This is a genomic window from Mesorhizobium sp. BR1-1-6, from assembly GCF_020165355.1.
Taxonomy (GTDB): domain Bacteria; phylum Pseudomonadota; class Alphaproteobacteria; order Rhizobiales; family Rhizobiaceae; genus Mesorhizobium.
Window position 1 is genome coordinate 1,012,673 of the sequence record NZ_JAIUHZ010000001.1, and the last position, 21,952, is coordinate 1,034,624.

17 protein-coding genes and 1 pseudogene are annotated in these 21,952 nt (G+C 65.2%); 11 read left to right on the top strand and 7 right to left on the bottom strand.

All coding sequences use genetic code 11. The features are described 5' to 3' along the window. Positions 1-119 precede the first annotated feature (119 nt). The 10 genes and pseudogenes from ahcY (at position 120) to LB545_RS05035 (ending at position 14,707) form a co-directional block, all read left to right on the top strand. Positions 120-1,520: an adenosylhomocysteinase gene (gene ahcY / locus LB545_RS04990; RefSeq protein ID WP_140491177.1), complete on the top strand. Its 1,401-nt coding sequence runs from the start codon at positions 120-122 to the stop codon at positions 1,518-1,520. Positions 1,521-1,707: 187 nt separating this feature from the next. Further along, positions 1,708-4,263, top strand: coding sequence for a sensor histidine kinase (locus LB545_RS04995; RefSeq protein ID WP_140491175.1), 2,556 nt, complete (start codon positions 1,708-1,710; stop codon positions 4,261-4,263). Positions 4,264-4,271: 8 nt separating this feature from the next. Next, positions 4,272-5,783, top strand: coding sequence for a tRNA (adenosine(37)-N6)-threonylcarbamoyltransferase complex ATPase subunit type 1 TsaE (tsaE, locus tag LB545_RS05000; RefSeq protein WP_140625502.1), 1,512 nt, complete (start codon positions 4,272-4,274; stop codon positions 5,781-5,783). Next, positions 5,780-6,526, top strand: coding sequence for a nucleotidyltransferase family protein (locus LB545_RS05005; RefSeq protein ID WP_281406004.1), 747 nt, complete (start codon positions 5,780-5,782; stop codon positions 6,524-6,526). The genes tsaE and LB545_RS05005 overlap by 4 nt, the downstream gene beginning before the upstream one ends. After that, positions 6,523-9,657: a double-strand break repair protein AddB gene (gene addB, locus LB545_RS05010; protein ID WP_224704549.1), complete on the top strand. Its 3,135-nt coding sequence runs from the start codon at positions 6,523-6,525 to the stop codon at positions 9,655-9,657. Before LB545_RS05005 ends, addB begins: the two co-directional genes overlap by 4 nt. Continuing rightward, positions 9,654-13,175: a double-strand break repair helicase AddA gene (addA, locus tag LB545_RS05015; RefSeq protein WP_224704550.1), complete on the top strand. Its 3,522-nt coding sequence runs from the start codon at positions 9,654-9,656 to the stop codon at positions 13,173-13,175. Before addB ends, addA begins: the two co-directional genes overlap by 4 nt. A 74-nt stretch (positions 13,176-13,249) precedes the next feature. Beyond that, positions 13,250-13,573, top strand: a complete 324-nt coding sequence (gene trxA, locus LB545_RS05020; protein ID WP_140491167.1) for a thioredoxin — start codon at positions 13,250-13,252, stop codon at positions 13,571-13,573. Between the two features lie 134 nt (positions 13,574-13,707). Then, the gene (locus LB545_RS05025; RefSeq protein ID WP_140524093.1) at positions 13,708-13,989 is read left to right on the top strand and encodes a cupin domain-containing protein; all 282 of its coding nucleotides are present in this window, start codon (positions 13,708-13,710) and stop codon (positions 13,987-13,989) included. 64 nt (positions 13,990-14,053) lie between these two features. Further along, complete coding sequence (locus LB545_RS05030; RefSeq protein ID WP_224704551.1) at positions 14,054-14,302, top strand: type II toxin-antitoxin system VapB family antitoxin; 249 nt, start codon at positions 14,054-14,056, stop codon at positions 14,300-14,302. Beyond that, positions 14,299-14,707 (top strand): annotated as a pseudogene (locus LB545_RS05035) (PIN domain-containing protein). Before LB545_RS05030 ends, LB545_RS05035 begins: the two are co-directional and overlap by 4 nt. A gap of 110 nt (positions 14,708-14,817) precedes the next feature. Here the strand turns inward: LB545_RS05035 and LB545_RS05040 are convergent. From LB545_RS05040 to LB545_RS05060, 5 genes are all read right to left on the bottom strand, one after another. Then, the gene (locus LB545_RS05040; protein ID WP_140517758.1) at positions 14,818-16,143 is read right to left on the bottom strand and encodes a bifunctional folylpolyglutamate synthase/dihydrofolate synthase; all 1,326 of its coding nucleotides are present in this window, start codon (positions 16,141-16,143) and stop codon (positions 14,818-14,820) included. A 62-nt stretch (positions 16,144-16,205) separates the two neighbouring features. Further along, positions 16,206-17,132: an acetyl-CoA carboxylase, carboxyltransferase subunit beta gene (gene accD, locus LB545_RS05045; protein ID WP_140491161.1), complete on the bottom strand. Its 927-nt coding sequence runs from the start codon at positions 17,130-17,132 to the stop codon at positions 16,206-16,208. Between the two features lie 181 nt (positions 17,133-17,313). After that, positions 17,314-18,153, bottom strand: a complete 840-nt coding sequence (gene trpA, locus LB545_RS05050) for a tryptophan synthase subunit alpha (RefSeq protein WP_140554555.1) — start codon at positions 18,151-18,153, stop codon at positions 17,314-17,316. A gap of 2 nt (positions 18,154-18,155) precedes the next feature. Further along, positions 18,156-19,406, bottom strand: a complete 1,251-nt coding sequence (trpB, locus tag LB545_RS05055; RefSeq protein WP_224681955.1) for a tryptophan synthase subunit beta — start codon at positions 19,404-19,406, stop codon at positions 18,156-18,158. An 89-nt stretch (positions 19,407-19,495) separates the two neighbouring features. Further along, positions 19,496-20,155, bottom strand: coding sequence for a phosphoribosylanthranilate isomerase (locus LB545_RS05060; protein WP_140554553.1), 660 nt, complete (start codon positions 20,153-20,155; stop codon positions 19,496-19,498). A 111-nt stretch (positions 20,156-20,266) separates the two neighbouring features. Between LB545_RS05060 and LB545_RS05065 the strand changes: the two genes are divergently transcribed. After that, on the top strand, positions 20,267-20,485 hold the full coding sequence (locus tag LB545_RS05065) for a hypothetical protein (protein WP_140491152.1): 219 nt from the start codon (positions 20,267-20,269) through the stop codon (positions 20,483-20,485). Between the two features lie 100 nt (positions 20,486-20,585). On the opposite strand, the gene LB545_RS05070 is transcribed toward LB545_RS05065, so the two are convergent. Beyond that, complete coding sequence (locus LB545_RS05070; RefSeq protein ID WP_224704553.1) at positions 20,586-21,344, bottom strand: M48 family metallopeptidase; 759 nt, start codon at positions 21,342-21,344, stop codon at positions 20,586-20,588. Between the two features lie 100 nt (positions 21,345-21,444). Beyond that, entirely contained in the window at positions 21,445-21,927 is a 483-nt protein-coding gene (locus tag LB545_RS05075; RefSeq protein WP_140491148.1) for a DUF2852 domain-containing protein, read from the bottom strand. Positions 21,928-21,952 lie beyond the last annotated feature (25 nt).

A 21,952-nucleotide genomic window follows, 5' to 3' on the forward strand; every position in this document is an offset into this window, starting at 1 on the left:
TGTCGTCTTGACGCCGATCTGCTAGTCAGGCGGGCAATTCGCGCCCTTCGACGCGCCTGCCGGCGCGGGCGCATCCGCAAACAATTCAATAGCGTAACAATTCGCATCGGAGCACTGCCATGACGGGTAGCAAGGACTATGTGGTCGCCGACATCTCGCTTGCCGGCTGGGGCCGCAAGGAAATCGAGATCGCCGAAACCGAAATGCCGGGCCTGATGGCCTGCCGCGAGGAATTCGGCTCCAAGAAGCCGCTCAAGGGCGCGCGCATCACCGGCTCGCTGCACATGACCATCCAGACCGCGGTGTTGATCGAGACGCTGAAGGCGCTCGGTGCCGATATACGCTGGGCTTCCTGCAACATCTTCTCGACCCAGGACCATGCGGCTGCTGCCATCGCCGAGGCCGGCATCCCGGTCTTCGCCGTTAAGGGCGAGACGCTTGAGCAGTACTGGGACTACACCGACAGGATTTTCCAGTGGGCCGACGGCGGCACCTCCAACATGATCCTCGATGATGGCGGCGACGCCACCATGTACATCCTGATCGGCGCGCGCGCCGAGGCCGGCGAGGACGTGCTGTCCAATCCGCACAGCGAGGAGGAGGAATATTTCTATGCCCAGGTCAAGAAGCGCATGAAGGCTTCGCCCGGCTTCTTCACCAAGCAGAAGGAAGCGATCCGGGGCGTCACCGAAGAGACGACCACCGGCGTCAACAGGCTCTACCAGCTGCAGAAGAAGGGCTTCCTGCCTTTCCCGGCCATCAATGTCAACGACTCCGTCACCAAGTCGAAATTCGACAATAAATATGGCTGTAAGGAATCGCTGGTCGACGGCATCCGCCGCGGCACCGACACCATGATGGCCGGCAAGGTCGCCGTCGTCTGCGGCTATGGCGACGTCGGCAAGGGCTCGTCCGCCTCGCTGAAGGGCGCCGGCGCCCGCGTCAAGGTCACCGAGGTCGATCCGATCTGCGCCCTGCAGGCGGCGATGGACGGCTTCGAGGTCGTCACGCTCGAAGATGCCGCACCCACCGCCGACATCGTCATCACCACCACCGGCAACAAGGATGTCGTCACCCTCGACCACATGCGTTCGATGAAGGACATGGTGATCGTCGGCAACATCGGTCACTTCGACAACGAGATCCAGGTGGCATCGCTGCGCAACCTGAAATGGACCAACGTCAAGCCTCAGGTCGACATGATCACCTTCCCCGATGGCAAGCGCATGATCTTGCTGTCGGAAGGCCGCCTGCTCAACCTCGGCAACGCCACCGGCCATCCGAGCTTCGTCATGTCGGCATCCTTCACCAACCAGGTGCTGGCGCAGATCGAGCTGTTCACCAAGGGCGAGCAGTACCAGAACCAGGTCTACGTGCTGCCCAAGCATCTCGACGAGAAGGTCGCGCGCCTGCATCTCGACAAGCTCGGCGCTCGCCTGACCGAACTGTCGGGCGAACAGGCAGCCTATATCGGCGTGACCCCGCAGGGTCCGTTCAAGCCGGAACACTACCGCTATTAACCAAAGCTGAATTTACTACCAGATATTGACGCCGGGCGATTGACTTTTCGCCCGGCTTTATTTTTGCGCCGAATGATTCTTCACGCCGATTCCAGCAGGCGCTATTGTTGTGATTCGCGGTCCGGGGACGAGGACCGGCGTACGCATCAGGGCGGTCTTGCATTCAGGCGGCGAAGAGGACCAAGACATGCCGGGGGATAACCCGCTTTACGCGGGACGGGCCGTTTCCGGCGGCCATGACGATTCGAGGACTACCGGCACCGCCACGCGAGGCGGGCGCCCTTCATGGCGCGCGCGCGCCGGACTGTTCCTTGCCGGCTCCGCACTTGGCTGGCCTTTGGCCGGCACGGTGGCCCATGCCCAGGCTGCTGGTGCGGAGGCCGCCGGCGTATCGGTGAGCACGGTCGAGGTCGTGCAGCTTGCCGTCTTTGTCGGAGTGATGGGAGCGGCATTCCTGTCGGCGATCGTTCTGATCCGGGAGAGAGCGCGCACCTCGGCCGAAAATGTCGAGCTCAGGAGCCGCATCGCGGACATCAACGCGGCGCTGCGCCGTTCGGAGGCGCTGCTCAACTTGCGCGACCAGCGTGTCGTCGTCTGGGCCTCGGAGAACAAGAAACCCGAGCTCATCGGCACGCTGCCGGTCGAAAGCGGCGCGCCCGAGGAGCGGGCCGCCTTCCTTGCCTTCGGCCGCTGGCTGATGCCGCGCTCGGCTGCGGCACTCGAGCATGCCGTCGCGGGGCTGCGCGAAAGAGCCGTGTCCTTCGACCTCGTCATCGAAACGCAGACCGGCGCTCCGCTGGAAGTGCATGGCCGCAAGAGCGCGGCGCATGTGCTGGTGCGGTTCGTTTCTCTTTCCGAGACGCAACGCAGCCAAGCCCGGCTGAAGATCGAAAACCAGCGGCTGGCCGCCGACCATGATACGATGATCGGCCTGCTCGAGGCGCTGAAGATGCCGGCATGGCTGCGCGGCGAGGACGGCCGCCTGAGATGGGTGAACCGGGCCTATGCCGAAGCGGTCGAGGCCGAAAGCGCGGAGATGGCCGTCCGCGACGCCAAGGAATTCCTCGGCGGCCAAGCGCGCGACGCGATCGCTGCCCAGCACAAGTCGCACCCGGTCTTCGAACAGACGCTTTCCACGGTGATCGAAGGCGACCGCCGCGTTTTCGCGGTGACCGATTTCGCCGGCGCCGACGGTTCGGCCGGGCTTGCCTGCGACACCAGCGCCATCGAAACGATCCGCAGCGAATATGAGCGCACCGTGCGCAGCCACGCCGACACGCTCGACCAGCTCAACACGGCGGTCGCGATCTTCGACACCGACGAGAAGCTGCGCTTCTTCAACCAGGCTTTCCAGAAGCTCTGGGGCCTCGATGCAGGCTTCCTGCACAGCGCGCCCGATAACGCTTTGCTGCTGGATCGGCTGCGCAGCGAGGGCAAGATCGCCGAGCAGCCGGAGTGGCGTCGCTGGAAGGAAGGCCTGCTCGGCGCCTACCGCGCGGTGGAATCGCAGGAGCATTGGTGGCACCTGCCCGACGGCAAGACCATCCGCGTCGTCGCCAACCCGCAGCCCAAGGGCGGCGTCACCTGGGTGTTCGAGAACCTGACCGAGAAGATGGACCTCGAAAGCCGCTACCGCACCGCGGTGCGGGTCCAGGGCGAAACACTCGACAACCTCGCCGAAGGCGTGGCGGTGTTCGGTCCCGACGGCAGGCTGCGTCTGTCGAACCCGGCATTTGCTACTTTGTGGGGCCTGGACGCCGAAACCGCCCGGCCCAATGTCCATGTTTCCGCAATCCGTGAGCTTTGCGACCTGCAAGCGATCGACAGCCCGTGGGGCGGCTTCGTCGCCGCCATCACCGGCTTCGACGACGAGCGCCGCGACCGCCACGGTCAGACCGAGCTCAACAACGGCACCGTGCTGCGCTACGCCGTGATCCCCCTGCCCAACGGGCAGGTGATGATGACCTTCGTCGACGTTACCGACAGCGTCCGTGTCGAACGCGCGCTCAAGGACAAGAACGAGGCGCTGGAGAAATCCGACCAGCTCAAGAACGAATTCGTCCAGCACGTGTCCTACGAACTGCGCTCGCCGCTGACCAACATCATCGGCTTCACCGAACTGCTGTCGCTGCCGGTCACCGGTCCGCTGACGCAGAAGCAGCGCGAATATGTCGAGCATGTCGGCTCGTCGTCCTCGGTGCTTTTGACCATCGTCAACGACATACTCGACCTTGCCACGGTCGATGCCGGCATCATGCAGCTCGACATTTCCGAGGTCCATGTCGACCGCACGATCGCCGCCGCCGCCGAGCTGGTTGCCGACCGGCTGGAAGAGCATTCAATCAGGCTCGAGGTCGATGCCGCGGCGGCGCCGAAGACCTTCCACGGCGACGAAATCCGCATCCGCCAGATCCTCTACAACCTGCTCAGCAACGCCGCCAACTACGCGCCGGAGGCCAGCGCCATCCGGCTCGCCTGCCGTCAGTTGGCGGACGGTGTGGAATTCTCGGTCCATGACGATGGACCCGGCATGCCGCCCGACGTGCTTGACTCGGTGTTCCGCCGCTTCGAGCCGCGCGCCAATGGCGGCCGCCGGCGCGGCGCCGGGCTCGGACTGTCGATCGTCAAGAGCTTCGTCGAGCTGCATGGCGGCAGCGTCCGCATCGAAACCGGCAAGGACAAGGGCACGACCGTCATCTGCACCTTTCCCGACATGCCGGGCATCCGCGCCGCGGCCGAGTAGCGCACTCGATGGCCGCATTGATGCTCGAGCGTTTACTCGCCGACGAAACACAGACAGCGCGGCTGGGTGAGGATCTGGCGCTGGCGTTGCGCGCCGGCGACGTCCTGGCGCTGAAGGGCGATCTCGGCGCGGGCAAATCGACGCTGGCGCGGGCTCTGATCAGGGCCTTGGCCGACGATGCCGGTCTCGACGTGCCGAGTCCTACCTTCACCCTTGTGCAAAGCTACGATACGCGCATCCCGGTCCATCATTTCGACCTCTACCGCCTGTCCTCGGCAGCCGAGCTCGATGAACTGGGCTTCGACGAGGCGTTGGCGCAAGGCGCGGCCCTTGTCGAATGGCCGGAACGGGCCGAGGGTTATTTGCCTGGGACCGCCGTGCTGATCGAACTCGTCCAGCATGGCGATGGCCGATTGGCGAGACTGTCCGGGCAAGGCGCTGCCTACGATCGGGTGGCGCGGTCGCTCGCCATGCGTGATTTCCTCGAAGGCGCTGGATGGGGCGAGGCCAGCCGCCGCCATTTCATCGGCGATGCCTCTGCCCGCTCCTACGAAATTGTCTCGCTTCCAGGCCATGCCGCGAGGGTGCTGATGAACTCGCCGCGGCTGGTGCTGGGCCCGCCGGTGCGCGACGGCAAGCCCTATGGCGTCATCGCCCACACCGCCCAGTCGGTGTCAGCCTTCGCCGCCATCGACCGCGCGCTGCTCGCCGCCGGGGTCAGCGTTCCCGAAATCCATGCGCAGGATCTCGACCAGGGATTCCTGCTGCTCGAACATCTGGGCTCCGAAGGTTTCCTGGACGGGCATGGCAGGCCGGTCGCCGGGCGCTATGAGGCGGCGGCCGAACTGCTCGCCATGATGCATGGCAAGACCTGGCCCCACCGGATGGAGGCCGCGCCCGGCCTGTTTCACGATGTGCCGCCCTTCGACCGCGACGCCATGCTGATCGAGGCGGACCTGCTGGTCGATTGGTACGTGCCGATGCTGACGGGCGCTCCGGCGGGCGATGCCTTGCGCGTCGGCTACCACAAGGAGTGGAACGCGGTTCTCGACCGCCTCGCTGACAGCCAATACACGCTGATGCTGCGTGACTTTCATTCGCCGAACATCATCTGGCGCGCTGAGCGCTCCGGCCATGACCGGCTCGGTATCGTCGATATCCAGGACGCGTTGATCGGCCCCGCCGCTTACGACGTGGCCTCGCTGGCCATGGACGCGCGCGTCACCATCCCGCCAGGCATCGAGAAACGCACGCTCGATGCCTATGTCGCCGCCCGCCACGCGGCCGGCCCATTTGACGAGGCGGCATTCCTCGAGGCCTATGCGATCATGGCGGCGCAGCGCAATTCCAAGATCCTCGGCATCTTCGTCCGGCTCGAAAAACGCGACGGCAAGCCCTATTATCTGAAGCACTTGCCGCGTATCCGCGACTATCTGCGCCGGGCGCTGTCTCATCCTGCCTTGGCCGGCCTTCGCGAGTTCTATACCGCTCACGGTCTGCTGGAGGAGCAAACGCCGTGACATCGATACCGGACGCAGCGATCGTGCCCAAAACTGCGATAGTGCTTGCCGCAGGGCTCGGCAAGCGCATGCGGCCGATCACCGACACGATCCCCAAGCCGCTGGTCAGGATCGCCGGCAAGACGCTGCTCGACTGGGGCCTCGACAGTCTCGCCGCGGCCGGCATCGGCAAGGCCGTCGTCAACGTGCACTATCTTCCCGAACAGATCGTCGCCCATCTCGGCGCGCGCCATGCTCCGCGGATCGTCATTTCGGACGAGAGCGAGCGGTTGCTCGATTCCGCCGGCGGCATCGTCAAGGCGCTGCCGGAGCTCGGCCAACAGCCCTTCTACATCCTCAACGCCGACACCTTCTGGATCGACCAAGGAACGCTCAATCTCAACCGTCTCGCCCTTGCATGGGATGCCGCGAAAATGGATATTCTGCTGATGCTGGCGGATCTCCATCAGGCGACCGGACACTGCGGCAGCACCGACTTCCTGGTGGCGCCGGACGGCACCCTGCGGCGTTCCAAAGGCGATCCGGCGGGCCTGATCTATGCCGGGGCGGCGATCGTCCATCCGCGCATCTTCAAGGGTGCCTTGCCGGAACCTCATTCGCTTAACACCTACTTCGACAAGGCGATCGCCGCCGGCCGGCTGTTCGGCATGCCGATGCATGGCCATTGGATCACCGTCGGCACGCCTGACGCCATTGCGAGCGCGGAAGCGGCGGTCGCCGACGCGCTAGCCGAGTCGCAATGAGCGGCCCGGGCCGCGTTTTCTCCATTCCCCCCGGTGCGCCGTTTCTGCCGACGCTTGCCGAGGCGCTGCTGGCCGGGCGTCTTGTTCCGGGCTTTCGCTTCGATGGCGACCCGCTCGCCTTGGCCGATGTCACCATCTATGTGCCGACGCGGCGCGCCGCGCGCGCCTTGCGCGGCGTCTTCGTCGACAGCCTGTCGGCGAGGGGCGGCGGCGGTTCGGCGATTCTGCCGGTCATCCGGCCGCTCGGCGAGTTCGATGAGGACGAGGCCGCGTTCGAGACGGAAGCGTCGGCCGCCATCGACCTCGCGCCGCCGATCGCGGCAACCGAACGCCTGTTGCTGCTGGCGCCGCTGGTGCGTGCCTGGAAACGCCGGCTGCCGGCGCATGTGGCGGCGCTTTTCGATGAGGAGATCGTCATTCCGGCCTCCGCCGCCGATGCGATCTGGCTGGCGCGCGATCTCGCCCGGCTTATGGATGAGATCGAGACGGAAGGCACGGACTGGACGCGGCTCGCCGATCTGGTGAGCGGCAATCTCGCGGGATGGTGGCAGGTCACGCTCGATTTCCTCGGCATCGTCACCGAAGCCTGGCCGAAATTCCTTGGGGAACGGAACCTCTCCAACCCGGCCGCGCATCGCAGCGCCCTGATCCGGCTGGAAGCGGCGCGGCTGCGGCGCAATCCGCCCGCCGGGCCGGTTATCGCCGCCGGTTCCACCGGCTCCATCCCCGCCACGGCAGAGCTGCTGGCCGCAATCGCCCGCTTGGCGGGAGGAGCCATCGTGCTGCCAGGCCTCGACCGGACGATGGATGAACCGTCTTTCCAGGCCATCACGGCGCCGGGCGCACGTCCGGCCGTGCTCGGCCATCCGCAATACGGCCTCGCCAAGCTGATCGGCACCATCGGTGTGCTGCGCGGCGATGTCGAGGAGATCGGCGCGGCCGGACATGAACTCGCGCTTCGCGCCGCCCTCGTCGGCGAAGCGCTGCGGCCGGCCGAGACCACCGAATTGTGGGCCGAGACGCGCAGCGGCTTTTCCCCCTCCGACATCGAGCAGGCATTCTCCGGCGTGAGCCTGCTGGAAGCGGCCGGCGAACGCGATGAGGCCGTGGCGATCGCCGTTGCGCTCAAGCGCGCCGTCGAGCAGCCCGGCCAAAGGGCGGCTCTCGTTACCGGCGACCGGGCGCTGGCGCGCCGCGTCTCGGTCGAACTCGCCCGCTTCGGCGTCGTCGCCGACGATTCCGGCGGTGTGCCGCTTTCCAACACGCCCGCCGCCGGCCTGCTTGGGCTGGCGTTGCAGGCGGTGTTCCGCCCCGGTGACCCGGTCGGCCTGTTGTCGCTGCTCAAGCATCCCCTGCTTGCCCTTGGCCTGGACCGGGCGAGCGTTCGCCATGCGGCGGAACTGATCGAGCTGGTGGCGCTGCGCGGCGGCACCGGCCGCCCCGACATCGCGTCGCTGCCGGATCTGTTCGAGGCCCGCTTGGTTGATCTCGGCGGCGACAGCAGGCGGCCTTTCTGGTTTGCCCGGCTGACCGTGCGCGCCATCGAAGGCGCGCGGAATTTGCTTGGACATCTCAACGAAGCGCTGGCGCCGCTTGCCGCCTTTCGCGGCCAGGCCGACGCCGGTCTTGTGGCGCTGGTCGAGGCCAGCGTCGTGGTGCTGGAAAATCTAGGCCGTGCGGCCGATGGCGGGCTTGGCGCACTCTATGCCGGCGATGCCGGAGAGAAACTGGCCGACCTGTTGCGTGGACTGGTCGCGGCGTCCGTGCCGCTGTCGTTTGCCGCCGACGAATGGCCAGATGTCATGGCGGCGCTGATCGCGCCCGAGACGGTCAAGCCGGCGCAAGGCACAGACAGGAACGTTGCCATCTGGGGGGCGCTGGAAGCCCGCTTGCAGAATGTCGACACGTTGGTCATCGGCGGCATGAACGAAGGCGTGTGGCCGCGCAAACCCGAAAGCGACCGCTTCATGTCGCGGCTGATGAAGACCGGCATCGACCTGGAGCCGCCCGAACGGCGCATTGGGCTTGCCGCGCATGATTTCCAGATGGCCATGGGGGCGGCGAAGGTGGTGCTGTCGCGCTCCGCACGCGCCGGTGACGCGCCCGCCGTGCCCTCGCGCTGGCTGCAGCGCATTCTCACTTATATCGGCAAGGACCAGGCAGCCAAGCTTGCCGAACGCGGCGACGAGCTCATCGCCTGGGCGCGCGCGCTCGATACCGGCCCGCGGCGGGACTTCGCGCCGCGCCCGCAGCCGAAGCCGCCGGTCGCGCTGCGTCCAACCCATTTCTCGGTCACCGAGATCGAGACGCTGCGTCGCGATCCCTACGCCATCTATGCCAGGCGCATCCTCGGCCTGCTGCCGCTCGACCCGGTCATCCGCGACCCGGGTGCGGCCGAGCGCGGCACGCTGTTCCACGCCATCCTGCATCTGTTCTCGGGCAGCGTGGCCGATCCGCGTGCTCCCGATGCGCTGGCCGGCCTGCTCGCCGCCGGCCGAACCTGCTTCGCCGAGGCAGCACTTCCCACCGATGTCGAGGCGGTCTGGTGGCCGCGTTTCGAAAAGCTCGCCGCCAGCATCATCGAATGGGAACGCGGCCGCGCTGGAGCCGTGGCCCGGCGCCACGCCGAGGCGCGAGCGGGCAAGACCATGGTCGGCCAATCCGGGATCACCCTGTCGGGCTATGCCGACCGGGTCGATCTTCTCCATGGCGGCATGGCCGACATATTGGACTACAAGACCGGCTCCTCGCCTTCCAAGGCGCAGGCGCACACGCTGCTGTCGCCGCAACTGGCCCTGGAGGGCGCGTTGCTCAGGCGCGGCGCTTTCCAGGAACTCGGCGCGCGCGAGCCCTCGCAATTGGCTTTTGTCAGGCTGAAGCCGAATGGCGAGGTTTTCGAGGAATCGATCCTCGAATACAACCGGCAGCCACGCACCGCCACGGACCTCGCCGAGGAGGCCTGGGCGCGGCTGGAGAAATTGCTCATCCACTATGCCGATCCGGCGGCCGGCTACCTGTCGCGGGCACTGCCGTTCCGCGAAGGCGAGACCGACGGCAACTACGACCATCTCGCCCGCGTGCTCGAATGGTCGGCGGGCGGCGATGCGGATGACGAGGGAGGGGAGGCATGAAGAAAGCCTATCCCATCCCCGGCGAAACCGCCTCCAGGCAGGCCAGCGCCTCGGATCCGAGGAATTCCGCCTGGGTGTCGGCCAATGCCGGGTCCGGCAAGACCCATGTGCTGGCCCAGCGCGTCATCCGCCTCCTGCTTCGCGGCACCGATCCGTCGAAGATACTGTGCCTGACCTATACGCGCGCCGCCGCCGCCAACATGTCGAACCGGGTTTTCTCGACATTGTCGGAATGGACCGCGCTCGGCGATGCCGAATTGGCGGTGAGGGTCGAGGCGCTCGATGGCCGCCGGCCCGACCGCGAAACCATGCGCCGCGCCCGCCGCCTGTTTGCCGAGGCGCTGGAAACGCCCGGCGGCCTGAAGATCCAGACCATTCATGCCTTCTGCGAATCGGTGCTGCACCAGTTCCCGCTGGAAGCCAACATCCCCGCGCATTTCGAGATGCTCGACCCGCAGATGGAGGCATCGTTGTTCGCCGCCGCGCGCCGTGAAATGATTTCGGGCAGCGCGGCGGATCGGCCGAACCTCGCCGAAGCTTTCGCCGCCGTGCTCGAGCGCGGTGGCGAGGCCGGGCTCGACGCTTTGCTGGGTGAGATCGTCCGCAAGCGCGACGAACTGGGCGCCTTCATCGGTGAAATCGATCGAGGCGGCCCGAACTTCCAGACGCTGTTCGACGAATTCCAATTCCGCCCCGGCCAGACCGCCGAAGGCATAGCGGCCGCCATCTGGCCGCTGCCCGGCTTCCTGCCGGATTATTTTGCCGGCTTCGCCCAGGCGGCGGAGGCCGCCGACGCCAGGACGGTGCTCAACAACATCTTGCCTCATGCGCGCCTGGCTTTCGCGGAAACCGACCCCGTGCGCCGCCTGCAGCTGCTTTCGCGGGCTTTCCTGAAGGCCGACGGCGACGTCTACGATCCAGCCAAGGCCTTCAAGAAGGCGCTGCTCGACCGGCTGCCGGACCTGGCGGAGCGCTATCTCTCGGCGACCACCGCAATCGTCGAGACGGTCGACCGGCTCGCCCTGTTCCGGATGCTGGAGGGCACGCGCGCCGCGCTGACGCTGGCCGACTGGCTGGTCGCCCGCTACGAGCAGTTGAAGCGTGGCCGCGGGTTCCTCGACTTCAACGACCTGATCACCCGCACCGTCAGTCTCCTGGCCAGGCCCGATGCCGGCCCGTGGGTGCAATACAAGCTCGACCAGGGCATCGACCACATTCTGCTCGACGAGGCGCAGGACACCAGCCCCGACCAATGGGAGGTGGTGAAGCGGCTGGCCGAGGAATTCTTTGCCGGCATCGGCGCCCGAGACACCGCGCATCGGACGATCTTCGCTGTCGGCGACGAAAAACAGTCGATCTATTCCTTCCAGGGAGCGGCGCCGGATTCCTTCGCCGACAGCAGGCTCCTGTTTGCAAGCAAGGTGCGCGACGCCGATGCGCCCTTCGCCGATCTGAAGCTCACCTGGTCGTTCCGCTCGACCGACGATGTTCTGGCCGCTGTCGACCGTGTCTTCGCCGATCCGGTCGTGCGGCGCGGCATCAGCCATGACCCCGACCCGCTGAGCCACAAGGCGATACGCACCGATGCGCCGGGCTATGTCGAGGTCTGGCCATCCATCGGCGCCGATGTCGTCGACGAGCCGGACGACTGGACGCAGGCGGTCGACCATGCCCGCGCGCCGGCGGTTAGGGTTGCCGAAAACGTCGCCGCCACCATTGCCGGCTGGATCGGCAATGGCGAGGTCATCGAAGGCCGCGGCAAGAGGCTGCGCCCTGGCGACGTGCTGGTGCTGGTGCGCAAGCGCGATCGCTTCGTTCATGCACTGACGCGTGCCCTGAAACGTCGTGACATCCCGGTCGCCGGCGCGGACCGGTTGAGCCTGCCCGGCCACATCGCGGTCAAGGACCTGATCGCGCTCGGCCATTTCCTGATCCAGCCGCAGGACGATCTGTCGCTCGCCGCCGTGCTGCGGAGCCCGATCTTCGATCTGTCGGAAGAGATGCTTTTCACACTGGCCGCGCAAAGACCACCCGGCCTGTCGCTGGCCGGGTCCCTGCGCCAGCATGCCAGCCAAAGCGAAGCGCTCGCGGCGGTCGCCGCTCAACTCGACATCTGGGCCAACGAGGCCGTCTTCAAGCCGGTGTTCGAATTCTATGCCGGCCTGCTGGCACGCGGTGGCGTGCGCCGCAAGATGGTTGCGCGGCTCGGGCCGGAGGCCGGCGACATTCTCGACGAATTCCTGAGTTTCTGCCTTGCCGAGGAGCGGGCCGGCTTACCCGGGCTGGCAGCCTTCCTGTCGACGCTGGAGAGCGCCGGCCCAGAAATCAAGCGCGAGATGGACCAGACCCGCGACGAGGTCCGCGTCATGACCGTGCATGCAGCCAAGGGGCTCGAAGCGCCTGTCGTCTTCCTGGTCGATGGCGGTTCGGCTCCGTTCAGCGATCAGCACCTGCCGCGCCTGATGCCGTTCGAGGGTTCGGGGCTGAACTGGAGCGGCAAGGGCTTTCTCTGGCGCTCGGCCAGCGACGTCGCCAACGGCATTTCGAAGGCTGCCGCGGCAAGGGCGCGCGATCTCGCCGATGACGAGTACCGGCGGCTGCTCTATGTCGGCATGACCCGGGCCGAGGACAGGCTGATCGTCTGCGGTTATCACGGCAAGCGCGCGCCGAACACCGGCACCTGGCATTCGCTCGTCAGCCGTGCCCTGGTCGGGGCGCCGGAGAGTGCCGAGTATCCGCATCCGGCCGGCGGCGGCGTCTCAGTGCATCGCTTCCAGGTGACCGGATTGCCGCCGTTTGCACCGGTCGCCGAGAGCGAAGCCAGGCAGACGCGGGACTTCGGGCCGCCGCCCGAAATCTTGTTCAAGCCGCTGCCGCCATACGAGGACCTGCCGCGCCCGCTGTCGCCATCCGGAGCCTCCGCCCTGATCGACGAGGGCAAGGAAAGCGTCATCGACACCGGCTCGCCAGTGCTGGACGGCGACGCCGAACCCGGCTTCGCCGTCATGCGAGGCCTGGCGCTGCACAAACTGCTGCAGATGCTGCCCGGCGTGGCGCAAGACGAACGCCAGGGCGCAGCCGAACGTTATCTCGCCCGCGCCGGCGCGCAATGGCCGGCCGGCGAGTGCGAAAAGGCGGTCGCCTCGGTGATGGCGATCCTTGCCGATCCGCGTTTCGCGCCGCTTTTCGGACCCTCTTCGCGCGCCGAAGTGGCGGTCATGGGCAGCCTCGACGTCAAGGGCACGAAACGCTCGATTTCCGGCAAGATCGACAGGGTGGCGGTGACGCCGGACCGCGTATCCATCATCGACTACAAGACCAATCGGCCGGCGCCCGCCTCGCTGGGCGAGGTTCCGCCCGCCTATCTGCTGCAGCTCGCGCTCTATCGCGCCTTGCTGCGGCCGCTCTATCCCGGCCGCGAAGTCACGGCGGCCTTGCTGTTCACGGAGGCGCCGCGGCTGATCGAACTGCCGGCTCGGGCCATGGATGACGCTCTTGCCCGACTCACGCGAGCGTGACACAAGAACTGCTTGAAGAAGGGCGCGGCAACCACCACATTTGGTGCGAGGAAAAATTTCGAAAGGATTTCCGCATGGCTACCGTCAAGGTCGACAAGAACAATTTCCAGACCGCTGTGCTCGACGCCAAGGAGCCGGTCGTGGTGGATTTCTGGGCGGAATGGTGCGGTCCCTGCAAGATGATCGCGCCGGCGCTGGAAGACATCGCCAATGAGCTCGGCAGCAAGGTGAAGATCGCCAAGCTCAACATCGACGAGAATCCCGAACTGGCAGCGGAATTCGGCGTGCGCTCGATCCCGACGCTGATGATCTTCAAGGGCGGCGAAAGAGCCGATGTGAAGGTTGGCGCCGCGCCCAAGACCGCGCTGTCGCACTGGATCAACGGTAATCTCGCCTGATCAATCCGAAATTCCTGACATCAAGCCCGGCCGATCGCGCCGGGCTTTTTGTTGGCGTCATTGGTCGCCCGCTCTGGCCCTGACGTCCGGGGCCTCCATGTCTTCTGCTGGCAGCAGATGCAGGGAGAGGAAAAATGACCGGATCCGCCAAGGCCACCGTCTTCATCGACAATGAGCGCGTCATCGTCACGGAATACCGCTTTCAGCCGGGCGACAACACCGGCTGGCACCGCCATGGCCACGACTATGTTGTCGTGCCGCTGATGGACGGCAAGGTAAAGCTTCTGACCAAGGACGGCGAATCCTTCGCCGAAATGAAGAAAGGCGCGCCCTATTTCCGCAGGGAAGGCGTCGAGCACGACGTCATCAGCGCCAATGAGGGCGAATATGCCTTCATTGAGATCGAGCTGAAATAGCGGCGTTCGCCTCGAATACCGCAGCGGAAACCGGTATATATGTCTTCCAACAACGGAGTTTGAGATGGCCGAACCTCAGCTCTCGGTCCGTAGCGCAAAAGCACGCGACCTGGCTCATAGACTTGCTCGTCGCGAAAATCGCTCGATAGCAGATGTCGTCAAGCGAGCGCTTGAATCGTACGAGATCCGTGAGGCGGGACGCGAGCCCGCCACCACCTTCTACGCCCGCCTCACGGCCAGTTGTGGCGTCGATATCGATCTGAAGGAAATCATCCGCGACGGCCGCCTGGTTCATGCTGGACCCGAGCTTTGATTTTCGTCGACACCGATGTGATTTCGGAGACACTCAAGAAGGCACCGGACGAAGCCGTTCTCGCCTGGCTTGTCCGCAACGATGCTGAATTGGCCCACGGTGACGATTGCTGAAGTCGCTTTCGGCATTCACAAAATCCGACCTGATGAGCGTGCGGATCGCCTGGAGCAGGGGCTTTCTCAATGGCGCCGTCGCTTCGCCGACCGGATTTTTGGGCTGACGGAAGAGGCTGCGCTGGCTTACGGGGAGATTATGGGAACCGCCAGCCGCCTGGGCCGTGGAATGTCGGCTCCCGATGGCATGATCGCCGCGATCGTGCGTGTAAATGGTGGTCGGCTGGCGACGCGCAACCTCAATGATTTTGGCGCGGCCAACCTCGACCTGATCTCACCGTGGGATTTCTAGCGTTGAAACGGATTCACGCGAAGCGTCTTTGATACGTTGTGCCATGACGTTTTCCCAAGCCGAGATCGTTTTCCGGCGGCGGGTAGGATAGATTTCCGATTATCGCCACGTCACGTCGGCGGCGTGCCGTTCTCCGCCAACACCGCGCCAGCCAGATAGAGCGAGCCGCCGATCAGGATTCGCGGCGGCGGGCCGTCCCAGGTGTCGCGCAGCAACATCAGCGCGCTGGCGACGGAACTCACCGGCTCGGCCGTAAGCCCGGCCTCCGTGGCGCGGGCCGCCAGTTCGTCGTTCGGCACGCTGGCGTCGCTCAGGCTCACCGGCACCGTATAGACGTGCCGGGCGAGGCCATTGAAGGCGCGGAAATAGCCGCTCTGGTCCTTGGTGTTGATCATGCCGGAGATGAGAAAAAGCGGCCTGGGGTTCTTCTCTTCCTGTTCGGCCAGCGCCTCGGCGACGACCACGCCGGCGCCCGGATTGTGGCCGCCGTCGAGCCAGATGTCGGCGCCCTTGGGCGCCAGTTCCGTCAGCCTGCCTTGCGACAGCTTCTGCATCCGCCCCGGCCAGGCGACAGTGGTCATCGCCTTCTCGGCGGCACGGTGGCTGATCTCGAAGCCGGCTGCCTTGACGGCGGCGATCGCGGCGGCCGCGTTGGCGAACTGGTGGCGCCCGGGCAGCCGCGGCGGAGGCAGATCCATCAAGCCATCATCGTCTTGATAGACCATGCGGCCGTTCTCCTCGAAGGCGAGGAAATCCTGTCCATAGATCAGGGTCGGGCAGCCGAGCCGCTCGGCGGTTTCGATCAGCACCTGCTGCGCCGCCTCGGTTTCCTGCGCCCCGATGACCACCGGGCAGCCGCGCTTGATGATGCCGGCCTTCTCGGCCGCGATCAGTTCGACGCGGTCGCCGAGATAGGCTTCGTGGTCCATCGACACCGGCATGATCACCGAGACAGCCGGCCTGGCGATGACATTGGTGGCGTCGAAGCGGCCGCCGAGACCGACCTCGACGATGGCGGCATCGGCCGGATGCTCCGAAAACAGGATGAAGGTGACGGCGGTGAGGATCTCGAAAACGGTGATCTTCTCGCCGCCATTGGCCTTGGCGACGCGGGCGATGGCCTCGGCGAAGATATCGTCCTCGACCAACCTGCCGCCGCCATCGGCCGCCAGCCGGTAGCGCTCGTGCCAGCTGACCAGATGCGGCGAGGTGTGCACGTGCACGAGCCGGCCGGACGCTTCCAGAAGCGCCCGCGAGAAGGCGGCGCAGGAGCCCTTGCCGTTGGTACCGGCGATGTGGATCACCGGCGGCAGCAAGTCCTGAGGATTGCCCAGCCGCTCCAGCAGCCGTGAAATGCGGTCGAGCGAAAGGTCGAAGCCTTTCGGGTGAAGCGCCATCAGCGCTTCGATTTCACGGTCGGCGGCAAGCGTGGTCATGTAAGAGTCCTAAGCGCGCGATGGATCGCGCGCAATCGCGGTTCGCGGCAAAGAGTGTCGCGTCAGGCCTGCGGCCGTGCTTCCGTCGCGACCACCGCCGGCGGCAGGATTTCCGGCTCCAGGGGCTTGTGCTCTTCCGGCATCTTGAGCAGCATCTTCAAGAGCCGCGCGATGGTCCGGCGCATCTCCAGTCGCGACACCACCATGTCGACCATGCCGTGCTCCATCAGATATTCGGAGCGCTGGAAGCCGTCCGGCAGTTTTTCCCGGATGGTCTGCTCGATGACACGCGGTCCGGCGAAGCCGATCAGTGCGCCGGGCTCGGCTATATGCACGTCGCCCAGCATGGCGTAGGAGGCAGTGACGCCGCCGGTCGTCGGATTGGTCAGCACGACGATGTAGGGAAGGCCGGCTTCCTTCAGCCGGTCGACGCCGACCGTGGTGCGCGGCAATTGCATCAGCGACAGGATGCCTTCCTGCATGCGCGCGCCGCCGGAAGCGGCAAACAGGATCAGCGGCCGCTTGCGCTGCACGGCCACCTCGAAGGCATGAACGATGGCGTCGCCCGCGGCCATGCCGAGCGAACCGCCCATGAAGGCAAAATCCTGAACCGTCACCACCACCGGCAGGCCTTCTACGGTGCCCAGCGCGTTGACGATGGCATCTTCCAGGCCGGTCTTGGCCTTGGCGTCCTTCAACCGGTCGGTGTAGCGCTTCTCGTCGCGGAATTTCAGCGGGTCCAGCATGACCTTGGGATTTTCGAGCTGTTCGTACTTGCCGTCGTCGAGGAAGTATTTCAGCCGCTCCTTGGCCGAGATCTTCATGTGATGGCCCGAAGACGGGATGACGAACTGGTTGGATTCCAGATCCTTGTGGAACACCATCTCCCCGGTCTCGGGATCCTTGATCCACAGGTTCTCGGGCATGTCGGTGCGCCGGCCGAGCATCGAATTGATCTTCGGGCGAACGTAGTTGGTGATCCAGTTCATCGCTTCGGCTCCTGTCCTGACGAAGAGTTAGAGCAATTCCAGGAAAAGTGTGAACCGGTTTTCCGTCCGGAATTGCGATAAAACAAAAAGATAGAGCGGTTCGGCGTTTCCGTGAAACGGCAAACCGATCCAGCGCATGCCGCCCGGGATGGCGACGTGCACAAGATCTGAGGTAGGAAAACTATTCGGCGGCAGCAAGGCGGGCCGAGCGCACGCCCTGCGCGAGGCCGCTGACAAGCGTGGCGACGGCCTCGGCCGGGTCGGCGGTCTTTTCACCCTTCGGCCCCAGCACATTGGCGACCGCATTGACGATCGCGGTGCCGACGACGACACCGTCGGCATTGGCGCCGATGACGCGCGCCTGTTCGGCGGTCTTGACGCCGAAGCCGACGCAGACCGGCAGATCGGTATGGCCCTTGATGCGCTTGACCGCCGCAGCCACCTTGCCGGTGTCGGCCAGCGCGGAACCGGTGATGCCGGTCATCGACACGTAATAGACGAAGCCGGACGTGTTCTGCAGCACCTTGGGCAGGCGCTTGTCGTCGGTGGTCGGTGTCGCCAGCCGGATGAAGTTAATGCCGGCTTTCAGCGCCGGGATGCACAGTTCCTCGTCCATCTCAGGCGGCAGGTCGACGACGATCAGCCCGTCTATGCCGCTGGCCAGTGCGTCCTTGAGAAAGCGGTCGACGCCGTAGATGTAGATGGGATTGTAGTAGCCCATCAAAACGATCGGCGTCTCATTGTCGCCGGTGCGGAAGTCAGCCGCCATCTTGAGCGTCTTGACCAGCGTCTGGCCGCCTCTAAGCGCCCGCAAGCCCGCGGCCTGGATCGCCGGGCCATCGGCCATCGGATCGGAGAACGGCATGCCGAGTTCGATGATGTCCGCGCCGGCCATTGGCAGCGCCTTCATGATCGACAGCGAGGTCTGATAGTCCGGGTCGCCGCCCATGAAATAGGTGACGAGCGCCGGGCGGCCTTCGTTCTTGAGCTTTGCCATGCGGCGATCGATGCGGGTCACCATGATCAGATCTCCATGCCCAGCATCGAAGCCACCGTATGCACGTCCTTGTCGCCGCGGCCGGACAGGTTGACGATGACGATCTGGTCCTTGTCCATGGCGGGCACGATCTTCACCGCATGTGCGATGGCGTGCGCCGATTCGAGCGCCGGGATGATGCCTTCGACGCGTGTGGTCAGCTTGAAGGCCTCCAGCGCCTCGTCGTCGAGGATCGGCACATATTCGACGCGGCCAGAGTCGCGCAGCCAGGAATGCTCCGGGCCGACGCCGGGGTAATCGAGGCCGGCCGAGATCGAATGGCCGTCCATGATCTGGCCGTCGGCATTTTGCAGGAGATAGGTGCGGTTGCCATGCAGCACCCCCGGCGCGCCGGCGTTCATCGAGGCGCAGTGCTCGACGCCGTCGAGGCCACGCCCGCCAGCCTCGATGCCGATGATGCGGACATCCTTGTCGTCGAGGAACGGATGGAACAGGCCGATGGCATTGGAGCCGCCGCCGACGGCGGCGATGATGGTGTCGGGCAACCGGCCTTCCTGCTCGAGGATCTGAGCGCGCGCCTCCGAACCGATCACCGACTGGAAGTCGCGCACCAGCTCCGGATAGGGGTGCGGGCCGGCGGCGGTGCCGATCAGGTAATAAGTGTCCTCGACATTGGTCACCCAGTCGCGCAGCGCCTCGTTCATGGCGTCCTTCAGCGTGCCGTGGCCAGCGGTCACCGGCCGCACTTCGGCGCCGAGCAGTTTCATGCGGAAGACATTGGGGCTTTGGCGGGCAACGTCCGTGGCACCCATGTAGACGACGCAGGGAAAGCCGAAACGGGCCGCGACGGTGGCCGACGCCACGCCGTGCTGGCCGGCCCCGGTCTCGGCGATGATGCGCGTCTTGCCCATGCGCTTGGCCAGCAGGATCTGGCCGAGGCAATTGTTGATCTTGTGCGAACCGGTATGGTTCAGGTCCTCGCGCTTGAAATAAACCTTTGCGCCGCCCCCGATGCCCTTCGCCAAGGAAACCTCACGAAGATGCCTGGTCAGTCCTTCGGCGAAATAAAGCTTCGACGGCCGCCCCGCATAATGGGTCGAAAGATCGGTGAGCTCGGCCCTGAAATCCGGATCGTTCTTGACCTCGTTCCAGTGCCGTTCGAGGTCGAGGATCAGCGGCATCAGCGTTTCGGCCACGAAACGACCGCCGAAAATGCCAAACATGCCCTGTTCGTCGGGTCCGGTGCGGAAGGAATTGGGTGTCGCCGGCTTGTTCATCGCCGATCTCCTGGCATCTCGATTTTCTTGAGCATGTCCTGTCGAAAACCGGTTTCCACTTTTCCGGGACATGCTCGGGTTTGAGGCGGTCAGGCGGCGCGGTCGTCTCGCACTGCCTTGACGGCCCGGAAAAACTGCTCGATCAGCGCCGGATCCTTGACGCCCGGCGCGCTTTCCACGCCTGAGGAAATATCTATTCCGGGCGGGCTGGCAAGCCGAAGGGCATCGCCGATATTGGCGGCGTTGAGCCCACCGGAAAGCATGTAATCGAGCCCGGCGTCAAGGCCGGTCAGGATGCGCCAGTCGAACGCAACGCCATTGCCGCCCGGCAACTCGGAGCCCTTCGGCGGCTTGGCGTCGAACAGGAACCGGTCCGCGACCCCGACGAACGGTTTGATGCGCTCGAGATCGGCGGCTTCGCTGAGCGGCAGCGCCTTCATGACCGGCAGGTCATAGCGGGCTTTCAGTTCGGCCACCCGTTCGGGCGTTTCCGAGCCGTGCAGCTGCAGCATGTCCGGGCGCATGCTGTCGATGATGTCGTCCAGGAAAGTGTCGTTGGCGTCGACGGTAACGGCAACCGCCAAAGCCTTGCCGCGCGCCGCTTCGCGCAACCGCCCGGCTGCAGCCGGTTCGATGTAACGCGGGCTCTTGGCAAAGAAAATGAAGCCGACATGGCTGGCGCCGCCGGCCAGCGCCGCGGCCATTGCCTGGTCGGTCTTCAAGCCGCAGATTTTGACGTCGAGTGCCATGGCGCGGGAATTGACATGAAATCGAGGCAGAGTCGAGAAAAAGCATGTTGTTTGCCGGCAGGGCCAAAGGCGCTACCTATCATGGGAAAGCATGCAAGGCGGGAGAACATCATGACTGACAGAACCGTTGCCGAACTCAGGCAGAAGATCGCGCAAGCGCGCGAGGTGATCGCGCATTTGATGGACAAGGCCGCCTTCAACGGCGCCGAGGCGCATCGGGCGCTCGATTATTTCGACACCGACGCCTTCGATCGGAATTTTTTACCGTGGCCGCATCATAGCGAAGAGGGGCTGCGGCCTGAAGAGCTGAACGCCGCGAATGACGATTGAGTTCGTGCGGCCAGTAAGAACGTAAACGCTGGCGCGACAGGAGGTGTGAAGGATCACCACGCAACAGCTATCCTCAGGCACCGTACGACGCTTCATTGCGCTACTCGAAAACGATCGCCTGCAAGGCCCCGCCATTGCGCTTCAGCCAGTCCTTGCAGCGGTCGGTGTCGGGGCAGAGCTTTTCGCACAATTTCCAGAATTTCGGGCCGTGGTTCATCTCTTTCAGATGCGCTACTTCATGCGCGACGAGGTAGTTGATGACGGGCGGCGGCGCCATCATGATGCGCCAGGAAAAGGACAAATTGCCTTCGGAGGTGCACGAGCCCCAGCGGCTGGACGTATCCTTGTAGCGGATCGCCTTGGCGCGCTTGCCAAGCGCTTCGGTGTGCCTGGCCACCAGCTTCTCGATCTCCTTCTTGGCCTCGCGCTTCAAAAAATCGGCGATGCGGCGCGGCAGGTGGATGCGCTCGCCATGCACGATCAGCAGCGGGCCGCGTTCGTCGCGCGACACGGTGACGGTGCCGCGCCTTGACGGCTCATGCACGATGCGGTGCGGCACGCCGCGGATTGGTATCTTGATGCCTGGCCGTACCTGCGGCCGTGTCGGCACCTTGGCCAGCCGCTGCTCCAGCCAGTCCTGATGACGATCGAGGAACCGCTCCACCTCGCCGCGGTGCAGGCCCGGCGGCACGGTGATACGCAGGCCCTGGCCGCTGGAATCGATGCGCAGCGTCAGACGCCGCGCCCTGGCGCTCTCGACGATCTTGAGCGGCAGCGTGCGGCCGGCAACGCAGTATTCTCTCTCCACGACAGGCGTGGGCTTGGGCTTCGTCAGATTGCGGAAGAATCCGAGGGTCATGGCCGGACGATACGCGATTCGAGAAAAACGAATAGAACAAAAAAGAAACGGCGCCGCTCGCGCGACGCCGTTTTTTCACGATCGGGCCTGTCGCTCAGCCTCAGTCGTCAAGCAGGTTCGAGCCTTTGCCACGCTTGGTGGGGGTCGTGCCTGTGCTCGGGTCGCTCTTTGCCGGAGCGGTCGACTTGTTGCGGTTCGCCATGAAGCGATCGAACTCGTCCTGGTCCTTGGCGCGACGCAATTCGCGGGCGTAGTCGTCGAACTCGGTCAACATGTCGTCGAGCTTGCGGCGTTCCTCGGCCAGGCGTTCAAGCTCCTTTTCGCGCCAGTCGTCAAACGCGACGTTGCCGGTCCGGGCGGAGCCGTGGCCCCAGCGCGCGGCTTTGTCGGAACCGCGGCGGCAGCCGGCGAAGATGCCGTCGGTCGCGCGGTTGACATCACGCTTGAAGCCCTCGAGCCGGTCGCCCCAGATGATGTAGGCGAGCATGGCGAAGCCGAGCGGCCAGAACACCATGAAGCCGATCACCATCAACGCGATGGTTGCCGGCGTCCAGGCCGGGCGGATCAATGCAGATGTGTTCATTTTCTCCCATTCCTTCGGTTGGAGA

Bases quoted from the DNA above. Each gene is read 5' to 3' on its own strand.
- LB545_RS04995 (WP_140491175.1), top strand. From the start codon at position 1,708: ATGCCGGGGGATAACCCGCTTTACGCGGGACGGGCCGTTTCCGGCGGC.
- addB (WP_224704549.1), top strand. From the start codon at position 6,523: ATGAGCGGCCCGGGCCGCGTTTTCTCCATTCCCCCCGGTGCGCCGTTT.
- LB545_RS05075 (WP_140491148.1), bottom strand. From the start codon at position 21,927: ATGAACACATCTGCATTGATCCGCCCGGCCTGGACGCCGGCAACCATC.
- tsaE (WP_140625502.1), top strand. From the start codon at position 4,272: ATGGCCGCATTGATGCTCGAGCGTTTACTCGCCGACGAAACACAGACA.
- LB545_RS05030 (WP_224704551.1), top strand. From the start codon at position 14,054: ATGGCCGAACCTCAGCTCTCGGTCCGTAGCGCAAAAGCACGCGACCTG.
- LB545_RS05065 (WP_140491152.1), top strand. From the start codon at position 20,267: ATGACTGACAGAACCGTTGCCGAACTCAGGCAGAAGATCGCGCAAGCG.
- trxA (WP_140491167.1), top strand. From the start codon at position 13,250: ATGGCTACCGTCAAGGTCGACAAGAACAATTTCCAGACCGCTGTGCTC.
- trpB (WP_224681955.1), bottom strand. From the start codon at position 19,406: ATGAACAAGCCGGCGACACCCAATTCCTTCCGCACCGGACCCGACGAA.
- LB545_RS05060 (WP_140554553.1), bottom strand. From the start codon at position 20,155: ATGGCACTCGACGTCAAAATCTGCGGCTTGAAGACCGACCAGGCAATG.
- addA (WP_224704550.1), top strand. From the start codon at position 9,654: ATGAAGAAAGCCTATCCCATCCCCGGCGAAACCGCCTCCAGGCAGGCC.
- LB545_RS05025 (WP_140524093.1), top strand. From the start codon at position 13,708: ATGACCGGATCCGCCAAGGCCACCGTCTTCATCGACAATGAGCGCGTC.
- accD (WP_140491161.1), bottom strand. From the start codon at position 17,132: ATGAACTGGATCACCAACTACGTTCGCCCGAAGATCAATTCGATGCTC.
- ahcY (WP_140491177.1), top strand. From the start codon at position 120: ATGACGGGTAGCAAGGACTATGTGGTCGCCGACATCTCGCTTGCCGGC.
- LB545_RS05040 (WP_140517758.1), bottom strand. From the start codon at position 16,143: ATGACCACGCTTGCCGCCGACCGTGAAATCGAAGCGCTGATGGCGCTT.
- trpA (WP_140554555.1), bottom strand. From the start codon at position 18,153: ATGGTGACCCGCATCGATCGCCGCATGGCAAAGCTCAAGAACGAAGGC.
- LB545_RS05070 (WP_224704553.1), bottom strand. From the start codon at position 21,344: ATGACCCTCGGATTCTTCCGCAATCTGACGAAGCCCAAGCCCACGCCT.